Here is an 18,346-nt window from a genome sequence, read left to right as displayed (position 1 = left end):
TGCTTCAACAGAAAAATTTATCGTCGAAAAATAAACTCGTCTCACCTCATTTTTGGTTGACGAGTTTATTTTTTTGTCTTTTATTATCAAAGAACAAGTCTTTCTGTCCTAATGCTGCTTGGCCCGTTACATAGAATCAATTCAGCTTAAATAAAATGAAAAAATATGAAACTTTTTAGCAATCTAATTCGTCTATATAAGTAGATGAGAAAGGAGTGTGACCCAGACACATGGTTTTCGATGGTTGGAAGAGAAGAAAATATATAAAAGCGTTAGAAGAACTGGCGGACACACAATATGAAAAAATGTATCGTCTAGCTTTTAACTATTCCCATTCAAAGGAAGATGCACTAGATATTATCCAAGAAAGTTTTGAAAAAGCATTGAAAGCTATTCAAAAGAAAAATTTCCATGAAATCGAAGAATTTAATGCTTGGTTTTTTCGAATCCTCATTTCTGTTTCTATTGATTTTTGGCGAAAAAACAAACGCGAAGCCGAATATCTCGATCAAAATGAACAGTCATGGTCTTTCTTGAACGACTCGCAACATAGTTATCTCGAAATAGAAGAAATCATCAATCAAATCAGCAGCCCTAATCGTGAAATTATTTTATTAAAATTTTTTGAAGGCTTTACCCTCAAAGAGATTTCTGTCATTTTAGCGCTGAATGAGAACACGATCAAAACAAAACTATATCGAAGCTTGAATGAATTAAGAAGCAAACTAGAATAATCAAAGGAGAAGATTTTCATGAAGGATTTTGTAAAAACCGTAATCAGAAATTTTTCCAAGCAATATCGTCAACAAACATTACCAGAAGACTTACACACACAAGTGACCAACCTCTTTCATAAAGAAAAGAAAAAATATTCCTGGAGACGTTTCCGAAATCGTGCCACTCAAAGTGCCTTAGCGCTCGCCCTGACATTTATACTGGCTGTCAACTTATTTCCGGGCGTTGGTGAAGCTGCTAGTGTCCTTCCAGGCTTCGATAAGTTAGTTCAGTTGGTTACATTGCAAACATTAACAGCAAAAAAAGAAGCTAGTGAGATAGCAATTGACGTACCAAAAATCGAAACAGCTACACCAACAAAAGTTGCTACTGCTTTAAACAAAAAATACTTGAAAGAAGCTCAAGCTGAATTTCAACAAGTCAAAAAACAATTATTTGATGGCTCACGTGTTTCTGTTACTGGAGACTTTGAAAAAGTTGTGGATGACTCTCGTTTCTTAGTAGTCAAACGAACGTTGACTCAGATTCAAGGAAGCTCTGCCACAACGACCCAATACGATACGATTGATAAAAAGTTGAATGTCGTGGTTTCTTTACCATTGATTTTTAAAAATGAAGACTACCTTTCTGTAATCAGCGAGGAAATCAAGCAACAGATGAACGAACAAATGAAAGCTGATCCGAATCAAATTTATTGGTCTGAAGCAGCTGACCAACCAACTGATGTCCAACCATTCAAACAAATCAAGCCTAATCAAACTTTCTATATCAACACCAAACACCAATTGATTATCACTTTTGCGCAAGGCGAAATAGCTCCTTATTACATGGGAACACCTGAATTTGTGATTCCAACCAAAATTATCAAGCAACAATTGGCTTCACCTAATTATTTAAGTAATTAACAAAAAAGTTCGCTTAAAATCTCAACTTAAATAGTTGAGTTTAAGCGAACTTTTTTCATTTCTAACTAATCCTCATAAAGAATATGTGCAGTTGACAATGCACGTTTGATTTTTTTTAACGTGGCTTCATCAGGATAGCGAATGGTGTGTAGATGAATGCCTGCGGTTAGCTCTGATAGTAACGTTGCTTGGCTTTTTTCATAACGTTTCATGAAAGAAGCTATGTCTTGCTTCGTTTTTAAGTGCAACATACCTACAAGTTCACCATAAAGAGGATGCTCTACAATAACATCCACTACTTCTCCACCATGCTCAATGATAATTTGTAATTCCTCTTCCGTTTGTTGGCGCTCATGTTGTACAGCAATCTTGCTAACAAAGCCTGTATTTGTTTCATTTGATTCCAAAATGTACCCACGTGCTGTTGCAACCACCTCTTCTCCTGCTGCGCGGAGCAAGGCAATATCTCCTACGATGATTTGGCGGCTAACCCCAAATTTTTTAGCAAATTTGCTTGCACTAACTGGTTTTTCTGCACTTGCTAATGTCTGCATGATTTGTTGTCGCCGTAATTCTCCTTCTACCATTTTCACTCCTCCCCACGTAATTTCGCTTGATATCCGCGGGATTGCTGCATCAAATCAGTATACATAGCTACTGCTGTTTCTTCATAATCTGGATTCTTTACCCATTTTTTGACCTTTGCTAAAACTTCTCGTTCACGGCCCTCATCGAAAATGGCTTGCTGAGTTTCTTGTTTTAACTGACTGATTTCGGTAACTACATCCAATCGTTTTTCTAGCAACTCAATTAATTTTTCGTCGATAATATCCACTTGTTCACGTAAATTTGCTAATGACGGTGCTGCTTTTTCAATACTGATCGTTTTAATTACACGGGCAGGATTTCCCGCAATTACAACATCATCCGGAAAAGACTTGGTCACAACTGAACCTGCACCAACGACTACATTGTTCCCCAAAGTAACATCAGGTGTAATGATAACTCCTCCGCCAAGCCATACGTTGTTCCCAATTTTGATTGGCTTTGCGTACTCTAATCCACTATTTCTTTTGACTGGGTGTAGCGGATGCGTTGCCGTATACAGTTGAACATTCGGTGCAAACATACAATTATCACCAATTTCAATCGTACTTACATCTAAAAATGTATTATTAAAATTCGCATAAAAGTTTTCGCCAACAAAAATATTGTATCCATAGTCAAAGTTGACTGCTGGTTCAACGTAGATATTTTCACCTGTTTTACCAAAAGTTTCCTTAACTAATTGTGAACGGATCGCTGAGTCTTCTGCTTGATTAATTAATTTTGCTTGTTCTCGTGCAAAACTTCGATCTGCCACTAATTCAGGATCACCTGCAAAATAAAGTTCACCCGCAATCATTTTTTCTTTTTCTGTTTTAAACTCTGTCATTATTAATCCTCGCTTCATGAATTTTTTGAAATACTTTTGCGCCATCTTCTTGGATAAACGAATGTTCTGCGGAAAGTAAAATTGGTGTCTGGTTGATGACGATTATCTGAGCACCTTTTTTTCGGTATTGAATCAAATCACAAAAAGGATGTACTTGAAAACTTGTTCCTACAATAACGATTAAATCAGCTTGCTCCACAGCAAAAACGGCTGCGTCAATCGTCGCTTGCTGGAATCCTTCACCATATAAAACGATAGTTGGGCGAACTTGCCCACCACACGCTTGATGTCTGTCACTTTCTAAATAAGCTTGCCATGCCACATTCTTACCACACTTTCGACAATGACAATGATACAAGCTCCCATGAAAATTGACTAGCTGCTTGCTTCCTGCTCGCTCGTGCAAACCATCAATATTTTGTGATACAACAGCAACTTGCTTATTCGTCGCTAGCTGTGCCATTTCCAAATGAATAATATTAGGTTCTGCCTGAGGATGATATAATTTTTTTACAAACGAATAAAATTTTTCTGGCTCATGTTCCAACGCTTGAGTACTTAATAAATACTCTGGCTGTTCCATTCCTGCATACACACCTTTTAACGAACGGTAATCTGGAACTCCCGAAGGTGTCGAAACGCCTGCTCCTGTTAAAAAAGTAATCGACTGACTAGATAAGACTTCTTGAACTATTTTATCCATTATTTGGTCATTCATGTTCCTCACCTCATCTTTATTATACTGAATTCAACAAAAAAGAAAGCACGAGAAAAGAATGATTAAAAAATTTGTTGAATACTTATACCAACAATCATCTTTTTATCGATACACATCCGTTTTCAAAAATGTGTGCTTCTTTTATTTACAATTTGCTACATTTCACCTACCATTTTTTGATTGGTAAACAATTAAATTTTAACATGAAAACACGCACTAAAAGTAAAACGATTCCATTTCTTGCGAATTTTATCACAATGACAACTGACAAAGAAATGAAAACGTGCTACAATACAGGCTGTATAAAAGAGAGGTGAATCAATATGGTACCATTTTTCATTTACTGGGGCGTTATTTTAGCGTGCATCGCTTGGTTAGCCTTAAGCGTCTTTTTCTCTATCTTCTATTTCGTACGTAAAGAAAACGGCAATCTATGGGCATTCGCGTTATTTAACGTTATCGCTGCAATTGTTTTAGCCATTACATTAGCTGTTTATCGCACATGGGGTTGGGGAATCACTCAGTATTCTAGCCTGATTTATTTAGTGTTAGCAATTTATGGTGTAACAGTTATTTTACAAGCAATCTTAGGTCGCGAACCAAAAGCCGCAGCCTAACAATTGATAAACGATCAATTTAGTTTGACTAACTACAGCAATTTTCGTTTTTTGATGATTGCCGTAGTTTCTTTTTTGTCTCTTCCTATTCACTCATTGCATATTTATTCTCTTTCAACAACATACACCTTTCCTCCTCTTTTCATAAAACATTTAAATTCATCCTATATTCCCTATATTTATCAACAATTTTCAGAAAAATAATGGTAATTGATTGACAAAGCCCCCAGAATAACGTAAACTTCTTTTTGTATAAATAACTGAATACGGGATTACCTCAATCAATGAGGTAGAGGTCGCGAGAATCATTACCCCTGTGGAGTGAAGCAAACATGTTGAAACAGGACTAGGGAGGATCGCCGAAATGTACTCTTTTTTGCTTAAAGTTTACGTTGGGACGCAAGTTAACAGCTTGCGGACTGTCTTAGCAGTGATGCTAAGTTGCGCTATGGTTTGTGTGGGGTTTATCGACCGATAATTTTAACGACCATTTTGTATTTACAAGCTTGATGGTCGTTTTTTGTTTTTTTAGATAAGCAGCTGCAACTCATTGTTCAATCAGACCGCTCGTTCAAGATGTATCAGAAAGAAGAGGAGAAAGAACATGAATAAAAATTTTGTTTCAGTTACCGTATTATTTGCATTTATCTTTTCATTATTTAGCGTAAGCACATCTGCTTTTGCCGATGAAAAAACACCCGACAACGAATTTCGCGTTGGGATGGAGGCAGGTTACGCTCCATTCAACTGGTCTCAACAAACGGATAAGAACAACGCATTACCAATTGACGGACAAAAAAGTTACGCTGGTGGCTATGATGTTCAAATCGCAAAAAAAGTTGCTGACGGCTTAGGAAAAAATTTAGTTATCGTCCAAACAAAATGGGATGGTTTAGCCCCTGCTCTTCAATCAGGAAAAATTGATGCAATCATCGCAGGGATGAGCCCGACTGCGGAAAGAAAAAAAGAAATTGATTTCACCGACCCTTACTATGAGTCTCAATTAGTTGTGGTAGTTAAAAAAGACGGCAACTTTGCGAATGCAAAAAAACTAGCTGACTTAGAAAATGCGAAAATCACTGCACAATTAAATACCTTCCACTATAGTGTCATCGACCAAATTCCAAATGTTCAAAAGCAACAAGCAATGGATAATTTCTCTGCTATGAGGACTGCCTTAGCTTCTGGAATGATTGATGGTTACGTCAGCGAGCGACCTGAAGGTGTCACAGCTACTAGCGTGAATAAAGACCTAAAAATGTTGGAATTCACAGGCGAAAATGGTTTTGAAACAAATGCAGAAGATGTTCAAATTGCCATCGGGATGCGCAAAAATGATACTGATATTCAAAAAGTCAATGGAATTCTTTCAGGTATCTCACAAGATGAGCGTACTGCAATGATGGATCAAGCAATCAAGGACCAGCCTGCTTCAACTGACGAAGAAGAACAATCAGGAATCTTTACCGATTTCAAAAATATTTGGAACCAATATGGGGAAATGTTTCTTCGCGGTGCAGGTCTTACATTATTCATCGCATTGATTGGTACAATTGTCGGAACAACCCTTGGTTTATTGATTGGTGTTTTCCGTACAATCCCTGAATCAGATAATAAAGTTACGCAGTTTTTCCAAAAAATCGCAAACGGTCTGCTTTCAATTTATATCGAAGTTTTCCGCGGGACACCGATGATGGTACAAGCAATGGTTATCTTCTATGGATTAGCTTTAGCATTTGGTATTTCATTGAACCGGACAATTGCAGCATTATTTATTGTTTCAATCAACACAGGTGCTTATATGACAGAAATCGTTCGTGGTGGTATTTTCGCCGTAGATGAAGGCCAGTTTGAAGCCGCACAAGCAATCGGGATGACACATGGACAAACGATGCGTAAAGTTGTGATTCCTCAAGTCCTACGAAACATCTTACCAGCAACAGGTAATGAATTTGTAATCAACATTAAAGACACAGCTGTATTGAGTGTAATTGGTGTAGCAGACTTGTTCTTCCAAGGGAACTCTGCTTCCGGGGCAAACTTCCAATTCTTCCAAACCTTTACGATTGTAGGGATTATTTACTTAGTTATGACCTTTACAATTACGAGAATCTTGCGTTTTGTTGAAAAGAAAATCGATGGCCCTTCAGCTTACACAAAAATTGAAGAAGTCGAAAATTCAAACTTGCAAGAATAAGGAGGAAGAAACATGAGCGAAACAATTATTGAAATCAATCATTTAAGAAAAAGTTTTGGTGAAAACGAAGTACTAAAAGACATTAACGTGACGGTTAATAAAGGTGAAGTTGTAACGATTATCGGATCTTCTGGTTCAGGTAAATCAACCTTCTTACGCTGTATCAATCTTCTAGAAAAACCAACCGGTGGCGAAATTATTTACGAAGGTGAAAATGTCTTAGCCCCTAAATATAATTTGCCGAAATACCGTACACACTTAGGTATGGTGTTCCAATCGTTCAATTTATTCAATAATATGAATGTTTTAGAAAACTGTATGTCCGGTCAAGTGACCGTTTTAAAACGAGATAAAGAATCTGCACGAAAAATCGCCATTGAAAATTTAGAAAAAGTTGGCATGGATCGCTACATCGAAGCGAGACCTTCTCAACTATCTGGTGGTCAAAAACAACGTGTCGCTATCGCACGCGCGTTATCTATGGATCCGGATGTTTTATTATTCGATGAACCAACTTCAGCATTAGATCCAGAAATGGTTGGTGAAGTTCTAAACACAATGAAAGATTTAGCTCACACTGGGTTAACAATGATTATCGTGACACATGAAATGGAATTCGCAAAAGATGTTTCGGATCGCGTCATCTTCATGGATAAAGGGATCATCGCAGAAGAAGGCTCGCCTGAAGATATCTTTGTTCATCCAAAAGAAGATCGAACAAAAGAATTCTTATCACGCATTTTAAACAAATAAATCTTCAAACAAAAAACTAGGATCAAGCAAGATCCTAGTTTTTTTTGTTGTCATCCTTCATTGAAGTTCAAAGATAGTTGATTAACCTGCGTTTTCATTTCTAACAATCAGAAAACTTTTTTGAATAGCTATACCCTATTTTGGCGAAGCTTATTTGTTTATTTTAGGAACTTTTTTCCACCTATTTAGAAAACAAAGTTGTCATTTTCTGAAAACTCTCTTAAACTTAAGATAATTACTTTTTAGTTAGGATGATTATTTTATGGACGAAAATGAACAAGAACTACAGCGGGGACTTAAGAATCGGCATGTCCAACTGATTTCAATTGGGGGAGCAATTGGGACTGGCCTTTTCTTAGGTTCCGGAAAGACGATTCAGTTAGCGGGGCCTTCCATTTTACTCGCTTACTTGATTACTGGTTGTATTTGTTTTTTCATTATGCGTGCGCTAGGTGAGTTGCTTTTATCCAACACAAACAATCACTCTTTCCTAGATTTTATTGCAGAGTATCTTGGAAAAAAAGCGGCGTTTGTTACAGGATGGACTTATTGGTTTTGTTGGATTGCAATTGCTATGGCAGATTTAACCGCAATTGGGATGTACGTTCGGTATTGGGCACCTGGTGTTCCTCAATGGCTTCCAGAACTAATTGCTCTCATTTTACTGCTTGCTTTGAACATGGTCGCTGTCTCACTTTTTGGTGAACTAGAATTTTGGTTTGCACTAATCAAAGTGGTTGCCATTATTGCCTTCATTCTTGTTGGTGTCTACATGATTCTCACCCATTATCAAACAAGTGCTGGCCCTGCTGCTCTTTCAACTCTGTGGTCACATGGAGGATTTTTTCCAAAAGGTGCAAAAGGATTTATTCTTTCCTTTCAAATGGTTACTTTTGCCTTCGCTGGTATCGAATTAGTTGGTTTGGTTGCTGGTGAAACAAAGAATCCGGAAAAAGTCTTGCCAGAAGCAATCAATAATATTCCAATTCGCATCATTTTATTTTATTTAGGTTCTCTATTTGTCATCATGTCAATCTACCCTTGGAACAGTCTAAACGCAAATGAAAGTCCGTTTGTGGAAGTATTTTCTGAAATTGGTATTACGATGGCTGCTTCAATCATCAATTTGGTCGTTTTAAGTGCTGCGGCATCTGCCTGTAATAGTGCAATTTATAGCACTGGACGAATGCTTCGTTCTCTTTCACAAGAAGGGAGCGCACCTAAACGATTTAAAAAATTAACCACTCATCATGTGCCAGGACAAGCATTGGTCTTTTCGACAATTATTATTTTTATTTCAGTTGTTCTTAATTACATTATGCCTAGTGAGGTCTTTACTTTGGTCAGTAGTATTGCAACCACTTGTTTCTTATTTATCTGGAGCATGCTTGTGTATACTCATTTAAAATATCGTCGGAGTATCTTAGGGAGGAAGTCACATTCATTCAAGATGCCTTTTTATCCGATTAGTAACTATCTTGTCTTTCTCTACATGTTATTCGTCTGTGGTGTATTGATCTTAGGTGAAGATACTCGACTGGCATTTTTCTTAACTCCAATTTGGTTTATTGCTTTATTAACCATTTATCATTTGAAATATGAACGAAAAAAATAAAGAAACTCTTTTTCCAAAAGAAATTAGATTTGGAAAAAGAGTTTCTTTATTTGCTCACTTCTTTTCTTTTGTGTAAAAAGATTTTCTGATAGTAATAGTCTGATTTTTTATAGGACAATACCCATAAACCAGATACAAGGAAACGTCCAAACAAGCCAATCAATGGTTGAAAAAAGACCCCAATAATTAAACCAATATTGATAATCATCGAAATCATGCTTCGATGATCCTTAGAAACTGTTTTGACTACATGAGAATCTTTGCTATTTGCTTTCAAAACTTGTTTGATTAAAATGCCGAAAGATAGACTCCACATTGTGTAAACAATGACATAAGACATCTCAGGCCAAAATGCTGTCGGATTTCTCCCGACCCAACTTGTAACTGACGGACAAAGCGTCAGCCAAAACAGCCAAAAGATATTTGCCCACACTACTCGATAATTAATTTTATCTGCCATTTGAAAGATGCGATGATGATTAACCCAAATCACTGCAACAAAGAGAAAACTGATTGAATACGCAAGCAAAGTATTTCTAATTCCCCACAACGATTGAAAATTAGCAGGATCAGGAATTTCAATATCTAACACCAATACGGTCAAAACAATGGCTACCACACCATCTGTAAATGCCTCTAACCTTGATTTTGTCATTTTTTTCTCCTTTACTTCAACGCTGATTTCATTTTAGCACTGGTTCTGCAAAAATACTTACCAATAATACTGTATAAATTTTCAGAAAATTGTTGCGTACACACACAATTTCTGTTACCTTAAAAAAAATGAATTTTAAAGGAGACTCGTCTATGACAAAAAAACTGTCATTTAAAGAAAGTATATTTATTGGTTCAATGCTTTTTGGATTATTTTTTGGAGCAGGAAACTTAATATTTCCTGTTCATATGGGACAAGAGGCTGGCTCAGCCGTTTTTTGGGCAAATCTTGGATTCCTAGTTACCGGAATTGGCTTGCCTTTCTTGGGTGTTATTGCCATTGGTGTATCAAAAAGCTCTGGTGTTTATGAACTGGCCCAACGCGTGAATCGGAAATATGCAATTATTTTTACTATTTTACTTTATTTAGTAGTTGGCCCCTTTTTTGCTTTACCACGGTTAGCCAGCACTTCGTTTGAAATTGGCTTGGCACCTTTCATTGCACCAAAGCAGCAATCACTTTTTCTAGCACTTTTTAGTATCTTATTCTTCTTTACTGCTTGGTGGTTATCACGTAGACCAACCAAAATTTTAGATTACGTTGGTAAGTTTTTAAATCCAATCTTTTTAGTTTTACTAGGAATCTTACTTTTATTAGGATTTTTGAATCCACTTGGTTCCGTTGCTGATGCTCCAATCCAACCCCATTATCAAACACATGCCTTCTTCACTGGTTTCACTCAAGGCTACAATACGTTAGATGCACTTGCTTCTCTAGCTTTTGGAATCATTATCGTCACAACGATTCGTGGAATGGGCATTACCAAATCATCAGATATTGCAAAAGGTACAATCAAATCGGGTGCAATCAGTGTTCTTTTGATGGGAATCATTTATACTCTGCTTTCTTACTTAGGAACGATGAGTTTAGGTATGTTTCCTTTAAGTGAAAATGGCGGAATCGCTCTAGCTCAAATCGCTGATTATTATTTAGGAACTTACGGAAGTATCTTGCTAGCATTGATTGTCATTCTTGCTTGTTTAAAAACTGGCATTGGTTTAATCACGGCATTTGCCGAAACTTTTTCAGAACTTTTTCCAAAGAGAAGCTATTTATTTTTCGTAACACTAGCAAGTGTCCTTGCTTGCTTGGTTGCTAATGTCGGCTTGACAAATATTATCCAGATTTCTTTACCTGTTTTAATGTTTATTTATCCTTTAGCAATGACATTGATTTTATTGGTATTATGCGAGTCTTTGTTCAAAAAACGAGCATGTGTTTATCGAATGACTACGTACTTTACTTTGATCGCATCTGTTCTTGACGCATTAAATGCGTCACCTGCTGTCATCAAGGATACACCGTTTGTTCAAACGATTTTACGATTTGCTGAAAGCTATTTGCCATTCTTTTCCTTTGGCATGGGCTGGATTGTTCCAGCAATTATCGGTTTCGTTATTGGATTAGGCTGGAGCTTTATAAAAAAAGAAACTGTCACATCAGTAAATGAGTAACACTTTTTTGATTACTTTACGTGCGAAATTAGAAAGACATTTTTTTATAGCTAAAACTTAACAACTTTCGAAAAAAATCGTCACAAAATATTCACAACTTCACTCTATTATATAGACATACCAACAAACAACCCTAACAACACTTTTTCATTTTTAACTCCTTTCCTGCTAGCCCCCCAGCTAGCAGGATCTTTTTTTATAAAACAAATCAAAAAAGAGCTTTTTTATCAGCTGATAGAAAAGCTCTTTTAGTTTCCTTAAAATAAAACACCAATCTTAACGTGATAAACGTTCTTGCTCTCCACTTGGCGATAAGCTCGTGATTTTTTCAATTTGCTCAATGGGAATCATCCGAATTTGTTGCTCTTCATTTCGTAAACGAATCATGACACGTTCTTTTTCAACGATTTTTGTCGCTACCCATCCAGATACTGTTTCATGCTTATTACTTAAACGATTTTCTCTCACTTGCAAAACAACTAGACTATTTTGTACCGCAGCTTTTTGAAGCTCAAGAACAAACTCTCCTTGTTTACGTACATTCTTGGCCTTTTCTTCTGTATCATTGACAAAAGAATCAAAAAACTGATACGACGTATGCGTCACTAACTTGGTAAGTTTCTTCATTGGTGATACTGTTTCCTCGTCCATCGAATGTACTCCTCCTTTTGCTAAGAAAGTAATGAATTAAGTAATTTTATTTTACCTAAATCTAATGGAAAAAACAAGAAAATAAGCTTTCTGATTAAAACCTTCTCGTTCATTTTTTAATATACAACTTGTTATTTTATGTTTGCTTTTGATGTGAAGTCCCAATGATCTAATCCCTCATTAATCAACTGAAATGTTTCCTCAAAGTTATTTGTAAAGTAAGGATCAGGAACATCTTCCATTTCTTTTCCAGGGACAACACTCATAAATAATTTGATTTTATCTTGTGCATTTTCAGGTGCGATTCGTTGTAATTCTCGTACATTTTCTTGATCCATACCGATAATCCAATCAAACGTTTCAAAATCTTTTGGCGTAATTTGGCGAGCAATCATATCACTTGTATCAATCGCTTCTTCGTCAAGGATTCTTTGCGTTCCTGGATGCGGTGCAGAACCAATTTCATAAGAACTGGTAGCAGCAGAATCGATCAAAAATTCAGCAGCCTGTTTTATTCTCTGTACTCGTTTTTGCAACAAACCTTCTGCCATTGGCGAGCGACAAATATTTCCTAAACAAACAAATAAAACTTTGGTCATTTTTTCCCCTCCATTTTATAAAAAGACAGCTATTTCTTTACTCATCCGACTCTGATTCTTCCTGTGCATATAGACGGTAAGAATAGAGTTCCGTATCTTTTGCTAAGCGAAATAGTTGCATCGCGATTTCCATCGGTGTTTCCTGGTAATCATGCGTTATCCAATTGACTAAAACACCGCTGCAACCGTAAGAGAAAAAGCGGGCATAAAAAAGTTTATCTTGTTGCGACAATTGTCTTTCTTGGTCCATTTGGTTAAAAATGCTGATAAACGATTGCTGGATGATTGTCGAAAATTCTTGTTGCAATACTTCTTGGTCTGACGCCACCGTATTGCTATAAAATTCTTTGTCATCAGCAATAACTTTCAGCATTTTTAGTGCCTGTTCTTCCCAATTATCTAATGATAAATTATGAGGATCTAAAAAGTGAAAGGCATCTTCAAAGTACACCCAACGAAGTAAGTCATACTTGTCTGTAAAATGATAATAAAATGTTTGACGGTTGATGTTCGCTTCATGCGCGATTTCCTGAACACTTATTTTACGAAATGTTTTTTGTTGGCATAGGTGAATCAATGCCTGTTTGATTACTTGTTTTGTGTGAATGGAGTCACCCATTTTTTCTCCTCCCATCTCAATAAACTTGTTACTTCGATTAATTATTATACGGATAACCAAAGTGCTCATAGGCATATGCAGTAGCAATTCTTCCACGAGGTGTTCGCTTCAAAAAACCTTTTTGAATCAAGAATGGTTCATACATATCTTCAACCGTTTCACGCTCTTCTCCAATATTTACAGACAACGTGCTCAAGCCAACTGGTCCACCGCCATACAATTCAATCATCGTTCGTAATAATTTTTGGTCAACGTAATCTAACCCGGCATGATCGACTTGTAAAAGAGTCAGTGCTTGATCGGCGATATTTCGGTCAATTTTTCCATCTGCTTGGACTTGTGCAAAATCACGTACTCTTTTTAATAAACGGTTCGCAATTCGTGGGGTTCCTCGCGAACGACGTGCAATTTCAATTGCCCCGTCTTCGACAATGTCCGTTTGAAAAATAGAAGCAGAACGCTGAACGATTTCTCGTAAATCACCTTCATCGTAGTATTCCATGTGTGAAATAATTCCAAAGCGGTCACGTAACGGTGCCGAAAGCATTCCTGCACGCGTCGTTGCCCCGATCAATGTAAATGGGGGTAAAGGAAAATGTACGGGGTGTGCTGTTGGTCCCTGCCCAACCATGATATCCACGTAAAAGTCTTCCATTGCTGAATAGAGTGTTTCTTCTGCTACTCGTGGTAGGCGATGGATTTCATCAATAAACAATACATCCCCTGCTTCCAGTTCGTTCAAAATCGCGACCAAGTCCCCCGGTCGTTCAATCGCTGGCCCGCTTGTGGTACGAATGTTTACAGACATCTCATTTGCAATCACCATTGCCATTGTCGTTTTTCCTAAACCCGGCGGACCATACAATAGAACATGATCGAGTGGTTCCTCACGGTTACGAGCAGCTTCGATATAAATTTGGAGTTCCTGCTTCACCTTATCCTGTCCAATGTATTGTGATAATAAATGTGGTCGGAGAGATTTTTCCAAACTAAGTTCATTCTCGCCAGTTTCTGGTGATAGAATATGTTCGTCTGTCATCATAGTTCCCTCCTATTTTTTCATCATCAATTTCAGTGCTTGGCGTAAGTATTCATCGGTAGTCAAGTTATCTTGTGCTTGTAATTGTTTTTCTACACGTTTCACTTCTTTGGCACTATACCCCAACGCATTTAAAGCTTCCATTGCTTCAGCTAATGCCGTTGTATCTTGCGTGTTTGCTTCATCAAATAAATTGATTGGTGCTTCAATACTGATTTCACCTAGTTTTCCTTTTAGATCCAGAATCATTTGTTGTGCAGTCTTTTTACCCACACCGGGAAACTTCGTTAAATAAGTGACATCACCAGACTCAATTGCATGAATCAAACCTGAATGATCATCGCTTGCCATGATTGCTAACGCACTTTTTGGGCCAATTCCTGAAACACTCACCAGTCTTAAGAAAAGTTGCTTCTCTTCTAAACTAGAAAAGCCATAAAGTAGATGGCCATCTTCACGAATAACCTGCTGGATATAAATAGTGATTTCTTGGTTCATCTTACTACTATAACGATAAGGATTTCCTAAAGCGATTTGGTAACCAATTCCTTGATTTTCTACCACAATATAATAAGGGCTGATAAATGTAACCGTCCCTTTTAGATATTCATACATTCCATTTTCCTCTTTCTTTCACACACATACGTTCGCTTTATTGTAGCACATTTCAACGGCCGAAAAAAGTAGCTTCCTCTTAAGCGAGTTCAAACAAAAAACTGAAAAATGCGAATAAAAAAGAAACCTCGTTTGGTCTTACCTATTCCGAGGTTTCTCCTTCTTTCGTTAGTTGAATCATTCAACAAGTGATTTATATTTTTCGTAACCATTTTCAGCCATTTCATCATATGGAATAAATTTTAATGCAGCCGAGTTAATGCAGTAACGCAATCCACCTTTTTCTACCGGACCATCATCAAAAACATGACCGAGATGTGAATCGGCACTTTGACTTCTAACTTCTACTCTGTGCATTCCATGTGAGCGATCGGTTTTTTCAGTAATTTCCTCTTCACTAATTGGCTTACTAAAAGAAGGCCAGCCACAACCTGCGTCATATTTTTCTGTTGAACTGAATAAAGGTTTACCACTCACGATATCAACATAAATTCCCTTTTCATAAAAGTCATCATATTTTCCGCTAAATGGACGTTCAGTCGCATTTTCTTGCGTCACTGCGTAAGCAATTGGTGATAATTTTTGTTTTAATTCTTCATCAGGTACTGGATTTGTTTCTTTTGACATTGATGTCATCCCCTTTTTTGTCAATCTTACTGACTAACAACGAGAAGAGGCAACTAATCTGCTCACTTCTTGCTAAGAATTAAACTTTGCGGCGACGAGCAAATTCAACAAAACGAAATTTATCTAATCGATGAATTGATTCTGTGTATTCAAAGCAACGCGTGTCTTCCAGATGCACTAATCCTCGGACAATTACCACATACGGATCGTCTTTTAAGGTCATGGCTTCATGGATTTCTGTTGTCACAGGTTCTACTGTGATTTCTTTTTGGGCATAAGCAATCGTCAATCCAAGTTCATTTTCAAAATAATCATAGATAGATGCCTTTGCTTGTTCAATTGACAAAGTTGGTACGACTTCCTTTAGCAAGTAATCACGATCTAAAATGACAACTTCACCTGCAATTTTTCGTTGCCGAACTAAATGCCAAACTGGTGTCCCAATTTTCCACCCAGTAATTTCACTTAACTCCTTATCCACTTTTGTTTCACTTAGTTCTTGAACAATCGTTTCACTTGGAATATTTTGGGTTTCTTGCAATTCTTTATAACTCGTCAAACCAGAAATTGGAAAATCAAAACGACTTCGCTCTAAGACAATCGATCCTTTTCCCTGTTTTTTTTGAATATAACCTTCTGTTGTCAATAATTGTAATGCTTTTCGAATTGTTTCTCGAGAGACGCCATAAATTTTGATTAATTGATTTTCACTTGGTAAAAGTGTGTGCGGAGGATACTGCTTTGCTAAAATTTTTTTCTCCAGATCCAAAAAAATTTCATTAAATTTATTCATTGTTTTGATTCCTCCACCCAATTATTTTTTCGATTATTGCTTCACTATACTATAGCTTTGTTTTCATTTCAACGTTCAAAAAAGACGAAAAAAGACGCATCTTAACAGAAAAGAAACCGATTCCGGCGACCAATGACAACATTTGGGATAAAACGCTTGCATTTTATTTTTGATTCCAGTATAGTTGACTCAAGAAACTTGCATAGACAAGTTGAACGAAAGGAGTTTTTCTTATGACAAAGTACCAAGCAGATGCCGAGAAATTATTAAAAGAAATCGGCGGAAAAGAAAATATTGCTGCAGTCAGCCATTGTGCCACTCGTATGCGTTTTGTTTTAAATGATCCAGCAGTCGCAAATGAGGAAGCAATAGAAGATATTCCAAGCGTAAAAGGAATGTTTACTAATGCTGGACAGTTTCAAGTTATCATTGGGAACGATGTAGCAACTTTCTACAATGATTTTGTTGCTGTATCTGGTGTAGAAGGCGTTTCAAAAGAACAAAGTAAAGCATATGCAAAACAAAATCTGAATCCTATTCAACGAGCAGTCGCTGTCTTAGCTGAAATTTTTACTCCATTGATTCCTGCAATTATTGTTGGTGGACTGATTTTAGGATTTCGAAATGTATTGGAAGGAATCCAATTTGATAGCCTTGGTGGAACAATCGTTGAGCACTCACAGTTTTGGAGTGGCGTGAATGCGTTTTTATGGTTACCTGGTGAAGCAATCTTCCATTTCCTACCAGTCGGAATTACCTGGAGCATCGCGAAAAAAATGGGCACTACACAAATATTAGGAATTGTTTTAGGTATTACCTTAGTTTCTCCGCAATTATTAAATGCTTATGGCGTTGCCTCTACTGCAGCTGCAGATATTCCATTTTGGGATTTTGGGTTTGCACAAATCGATATGATTGGTTACCAAGCACAAGTTATTCCTGCAATGTTGGCCGGATTCATGCTTGCATACTTAGAAATCTTTTTCCGAAAAATTATTCCACAATCGATTTCGATGATTTTTGTTCCACTTTTCTCTTTAGTCCCAACTGTTTTAGCGGCTCATGTAATTTTAGGGCCAATTGGTTGGACAATCGGAAGCTGGATCTCAACTGTCGTTAATGCTGGTTTAACTTCTTCAATCAGCTGGTTATTCAGTGCTGTCTTTGGTTTCTTATACGCACCACTCGTAATTACAGGACTTCACCACATGACGAATGCAATCGATATGCAATTGATTGCAGACTTTGGCTCAACAAATCTTTGGCCAATGATTGCTCTGTCGAACATTGCACAAGGTTCAGCCGTCTTAGCAATTATTTTCTTGCATCGTGGAAACGAGAAAGAAGAACAAATTTCGATTCCTGCTATGATCTCTTGTTACTTAGGAGTTACTGAACCTGCTATGTTTGGTATCAATTTAAAATATGTTTATCCATTTGTTGCCGCAATGATTGGTTCTGGTTTAGCTGGCATGTTTGCCACATTGATGAGCGTTCGCGCAAATGCAATTGGTGTCGGTGGCTTACCAGGAATTTTAGCAATTCAAGCAGAGTCTTGGGTACCGTTCATTATCGCAATGATTATCGCCATCTTTATTCCATTTGGTTTAACAGTTATTTTCAGACGCCAAGGAATCTTAAACAAAATTGATCCTGTTTCGCCAGCTGCTGAAGCTATCGGTGCACAATTTGAAACGGCAAACGGTACAACAGCTGTCCCAGAAAAAACGCAATTTGAAGCTACTACTACTGCGCTTAAAACAGAAAAATTATTTGCAGTTGCTGCAGGTGAACTAAAAGAAATCACTCACGTAGATGATCCAGTTTTCTCACAAAAAATGATGGGTGACGGCTATGCTATCGTACCAGCTAACAATAAAGTTTTCTCACCAGTTACTGGAACAATCACTAACATTTTTGAAACCAAACACGCCATTGGTATTCTTTCTAAAGAAGGTATTGAAGTTTTAGTACACATGGGCTTAGATACAGTTGAGTTAAACGGCACTCCGTTTACTGTTCATGTTCAAGAAGGCGAGTTAGTAACACCAAGTTCACTGATTGCAGAAATGGCTGTCGAACAAGTAGAACAAGCAGGCAAGAAAACAGACATTCTTGTTGTCTTAACAAACACCGAAAAAATTGACAGCTTCTCACTTGATAAAACTGGACTTGTTCGCCCAGAGGAACAAGTTGGTCAAGCTGAAGTTCGCTAAGTCTTTCGCTCTTTGATTCATAAATAGTAAAAAAATAAGAGCC

The 18,346-nt window shown here is 37.2% G+C and carries 19 protein-coding genes and 1 riboswitch; of the genes, 8 read left to right on the top strand and 11 right to left on the bottom strand.

Going from position 1 to position 18,346, the window contains the following annotated elements:
- The first annotated feature begins 230 nt into the window (after window positions 1-230).
- Together AB3I20_RS08450 and AB3I20_RS08445 are read left to right on the top strand one after the other, a co-directional pair.
- Window positions 231-734 carry an RNA polymerase sigma factor gene (locus tag AB3I20_RS08450; RefSeq protein ID WP_067483404.1) on the top strand — a complete coding sequence of 168 codons (504 nt, stop codon included), beginning with the start codon at window positions 231-233 and terminating at the stop codon, window positions 732-734.
- A gap of 18 nt (window positions 735-752) precedes the next feature.
- Window positions 753-1,640, top strand: a complete 888-nt coding sequence (locus AB3I20_RS08445) for an RsiV family protein (RefSeq protein WP_086270538.1) — start codon at window positions 753-755, stop codon at window positions 1,638-1,640.
- 65 nt (window positions 1,641-1,705) lie between these two features.
- Here AB3I20_RS08445 and AB3I20_RS08440 read toward each other — a convergent pair whose 3' ends face one another.
- The 3 genes from AB3I20_RS08440 to AB3I20_RS08430 are packed head-to-tail and all read right to left on the bottom strand — an operon-like array spanning window position 1,706 to window position 3,793.
- Window positions 1,706-2,227, bottom strand: coding sequence for a transcription repressor NadR (locus tag AB3I20_RS08440; protein WP_067483408.1), 522 nt, complete (start codon window positions 2,225-2,227; stop codon window positions 1,706-1,708).
- Window positions 2,228-2,229: 2 nt separating this feature from the next.
- The gene (locus AB3I20_RS08435) at window positions 2,230-3,075 is read right to left on the bottom strand and encodes a chorismate mutase (protein WP_284591122.1); all 846 of its coding nucleotides are present in this window, start codon (window positions 3,073-3,075) and stop codon (window positions 2,230-2,232) included.
- A complete protein-coding gene (locus AB3I20_RS08430; protein ID WP_067483413.1) occupies window positions 3,062-3,793 on the bottom strand; it encodes an NAD-dependent protein deacylase in 732 nt (243 codons plus the stop codon). Before AB3I20_RS08430 ends, AB3I20_RS08435 begins: the two co-directional genes overlap by 14 nt.
- Before the next feature lie 323 nt (window positions 3,794-4,116).
- Between AB3I20_RS08430 and AB3I20_RS08425 the strand changes: the two genes are divergently transcribed.
- The 4 genes from AB3I20_RS08425 to AB3I20_RS08410 all read left to right on the top strand — a co-directional run bounded on the left by AB3I20_RS08425 (window position 4,117) and on the right by AB3I20_RS08410 (window position 8,975).
- Window positions 4,117-4,410 carry a hypothetical protein gene (locus tag AB3I20_RS08425; protein WP_067483415.1) on the top strand — a complete coding sequence of 98 codons (294 nt, stop codon included), beginning with the start codon at window positions 4,117-4,119 and terminating at the stop codon, window positions 4,408-4,410.
- Window positions 4,411-4,692: 282 nt separating this feature from the next.
- A riboswitch (Lysine riboswitch) is annotated at window positions 4,693-4,867 on the top strand.
- Window positions 4,868-5,014: 147 nt separating this feature from the next.
- Window positions 5,015-6,607 (top strand): ABC transporter permease subunit, encoded by a 1,593-nt coding sequence (locus tag AB3I20_RS08420; RefSeq protein WP_071868733.1) that lies wholly within the window; start codon window positions 5,015-5,017, stop codon window positions 6,605-6,607.
- Between the two features lie 12 nt (window positions 6,608-6,619).
- Window positions 6,620-7,360, top strand: a complete 741-nt coding sequence (locus AB3I20_RS08415) for an amino acid ABC transporter ATP-binding protein (RefSeq protein WP_067483419.1) — start codon at window positions 6,620-6,622, stop codon at window positions 7,358-7,360.
- 262 nt (window positions 7,361-7,622) lie between these two features.
- Window positions 7,623-8,975, top strand: a complete 1,353-nt coding sequence (locus AB3I20_RS08410) for an amino acid permease (protein WP_368027169.1) — start codon at window positions 7,623-7,625, stop codon at window positions 8,973-8,975.
- 46 nt (window positions 8,976-9,021) lie between these two features.
- On the opposite strand, the gene AB3I20_RS08405 is transcribed toward AB3I20_RS08410, so the two are convergent.
- Window positions 9,022-9,630, bottom strand: coding sequence for a TMEM175 family protein (locus AB3I20_RS08405; protein ID WP_071868734.1), 609 nt, complete (start codon window positions 9,628-9,630; stop codon window positions 9,022-9,024).
- A gap of 152 nt (window positions 9,631-9,782) precedes the next feature.
- On the opposite strand from AB3I20_RS08405, the gene brnQ reads away from it, so the two are divergent.
- Window positions 9,783-11,144 carry a branched-chain amino acid transport system II carrier protein gene (brnQ, locus tag AB3I20_RS08400; RefSeq protein ID WP_075491317.1) on the top strand — a complete coding sequence of 454 codons (1,362 nt, stop codon included), beginning with the start codon at window positions 9,783-9,785 and terminating at the stop codon, window positions 11,142-11,144.
- A 276-nt stretch (window positions 11,145-11,420) separates the two neighbouring features.
- Here brnQ and AB3I20_RS08395 read toward each other — a convergent pair whose 3' ends face one another.
- From AB3I20_RS08395 to treR, 7 genes are all read right to left on the bottom strand, one after another.
- The gene (locus AB3I20_RS08395; RefSeq protein WP_071868736.1) at window positions 11,421-11,795 is read right to left on the bottom strand and encodes a hypothetical protein; all 375 of its coding nucleotides are present in this window, start codon (window positions 11,793-11,795) and stop codon (window positions 11,421-11,423) included.
- A 131-nt stretch (window positions 11,796-11,926) separates the two neighbouring features.
- Window positions 11,927-12,394 (bottom strand): low molecular weight protein-tyrosine-phosphatase, encoded by a 468-nt coding sequence (locus tag AB3I20_RS08390; RefSeq protein WP_368027167.1) that lies wholly within the window; start codon window positions 12,392-12,394, stop codon window positions 11,927-11,929.
- A 37-nt stretch (window positions 12,395-12,431) separates the two neighbouring features.
- Window positions 12,432-13,013, bottom strand: coding sequence for a TetR/AcrR family transcriptional regulator (locus AB3I20_RS08385; protein ID WP_218658025.1), 582 nt, complete (start codon window positions 13,011-13,013; stop codon window positions 12,432-12,434).
- Window positions 13,014-13,050: 37 nt separating this feature from the next.
- Window positions 13,051-14,052: a Holliday junction branch migration DNA helicase RuvB gene (gene ruvB / locus AB3I20_RS08380; protein ID WP_067483426.1), complete on the bottom strand. Its 1,002-nt coding sequence runs from the start codon at window positions 14,050-14,052 to the stop codon at window positions 13,051-13,053.
- A gap of 12 nt (window positions 14,053-14,064) precedes the next feature.
- A complete protein-coding gene (ruvA, locus tag AB3I20_RS08375; protein WP_067483428.1) occupies window positions 14,065-14,667 on the bottom strand; it encodes a Holliday junction branch migration protein RuvA in 603 nt (200 codons plus the stop codon).
- Window positions 14,668-14,844: 177 nt separating this feature from the next.
- The gene (msrB, locus tag AB3I20_RS08370) at window positions 14,845-15,294 is read right to left on the bottom strand and encodes a peptide-methionine (R)-S-oxide reductase MsrB (RefSeq protein WP_067483430.1); all 450 of its coding nucleotides are present in this window, start codon (window positions 15,292-15,294) and stop codon (window positions 14,845-14,847) included.
- A gap of 79 nt (window positions 15,295-15,373) precedes the next feature.
- Window positions 15,374-16,087 carry a trehalose operon repressor gene (treR, locus tag AB3I20_RS08365; RefSeq protein ID WP_368027166.1) on the bottom strand — a complete coding sequence of 238 codons (714 nt, stop codon included), beginning with the start codon at window positions 16,085-16,087 and terminating at the stop codon, window positions 15,374-15,376.
- Between the two features lie 233 nt (window positions 16,088-16,320).
- Here treR and treP point away from each other — a divergent pair, with 233 nt between their 5' ends.
- A complete protein-coding gene (gene treP / locus AB3I20_RS08360) occupies window positions 16,321-18,303 on the top strand; it encodes a PTS system trehalose-specific EIIBC component (RefSeq protein WP_368027165.1) in 1,983 nt (660 codons plus the stop codon).
- Window positions 18,304-18,346 lie beyond the last annotated feature (43 nt).

Origin of the sequence: Enterococcus sp. C50 (genome assembly GCF_040887505.1) — a bacterium.
GTDB lineage: Bacteria > Bacillota > Bacilli > Lactobacillales > Enterococcaceae > Enterococcus_B > Enterococcus_B thailandicus.
This window is presented reverse-complemented; position numbering and strand designations above follow the sequence as displayed.

Bases quoted from the DNA above. Each gene is read 5' to 3' on its own strand.
- AB3I20_RS08450 (WP_067483404.1), top strand. From the start codon at position 231: ATGGTTTTCGATGGTTGGAAGAGAAGAAAATATATAAAAGCGTTAGAA.
- AB3I20_RS08445 (WP_086270538.1), top strand. From the start codon at position 753: ATGAAGGATTTTGTAAAAACCGTAATCAGAAATTTTTCCAAGCAATAT.
- AB3I20_RS08440 (WP_067483408.1), bottom strand. From the start codon at position 2,227: ATGGTAGAAGGAGAATTACGGCGACAACAAATCATGCAGACATTAGCA.
- AB3I20_RS08435 (WP_284591122.1), bottom strand. From the start codon at position 3,075: ATGACAGAGTTTAAAACAGAAAAAGAAAAAATGATTGCGGGTGAACTT.
- AB3I20_RS08430 (WP_067483413.1), bottom strand. From the start codon at position 3,793: ATGAATGACCAAATAATGGATAAAATAGTTCAAGAAGTCTTATCTAGT.
- AB3I20_RS08425 (WP_067483415.1), top strand. From the start codon at position 4,117: ATGGTACCATTTTTCATTTACTGGGGCGTTATTTTAGCGTGCATCGCT.
- AB3I20_RS08420 (WP_071868733.1), top strand. From the start codon at position 5,015: ATGAATAAAAATTTTGTTTCAGTTACCGTATTATTTGCATTTATCTTT.
- AB3I20_RS08415 (WP_067483419.1), top strand. From the start codon at position 6,620: ATGAGCGAAACAATTATTGAAATCAATCATTTAAGAAAAAGTTTTGGT.
- AB3I20_RS08410 (WP_368027169.1), top strand. From the start codon at position 7,623: ATGGACGAAAATGAACAAGAACTACAGCGGGGACTTAAGAATCGGCAT.
- AB3I20_RS08405 (WP_071868734.1), bottom strand. From the start codon at position 9,630: ATGACAAAATCAAGGTTAGAGGCATTTACAGATGGTGTGGTAGCCATT.
- brnQ (WP_075491317.1), top strand. From the start codon at position 9,783: ATGACAAAAAAACTGTCATTTAAAGAAAGTATATTTATTGGTTCAATG.
- AB3I20_RS08395 (WP_071868736.1), bottom strand. From the start codon at position 11,795: ATGGACGAGGAAACAGTATCACCAATGAAGAAACTTACCAAGTTAGTG.
- AB3I20_RS08390 (WP_368027167.1), bottom strand. From the start codon at position 12,394: ATGACCAAAGTTTTATTTGTTTGTTTAGGAAATATTTGTCGCTCGCCA.
- AB3I20_RS08385 (WP_218658025.1), bottom strand. From the start codon at position 13,013: ATGGGTGACTCCATTCACACAAAACAAGTAATCAAACAGGCATTGATT.
- ruvB (WP_067483426.1), bottom strand. From the start codon at position 14,052: ATGACAGACGAACATATTCTATCACCAGAAACTGGCGAGAATGAACTT.
- ruvA (WP_067483428.1), bottom strand. From the start codon at position 14,667: ATGTATGAATATCTAAAAGGGACGGTTACATTTATCAGCCCTTATTAT.
- msrB (WP_067483430.1), bottom strand. From the start codon at position 15,294: ATGTCAAAAGAAACAAATCCAGTACCTGATGAAGAATTAAAACAAAAA.
- treR (WP_368027166.1), bottom strand. From the start codon at position 16,087: ATGAATAAATTTAATGAAATTTTTTTGGATCTGGAGAAAAAAATTTTA.
- treP (WP_368027165.1), top strand. From the start codon at position 16,321: ATGACAAAGTACCAAGCAGATGCCGAGAAATTATTAAAAGAAATCGGC.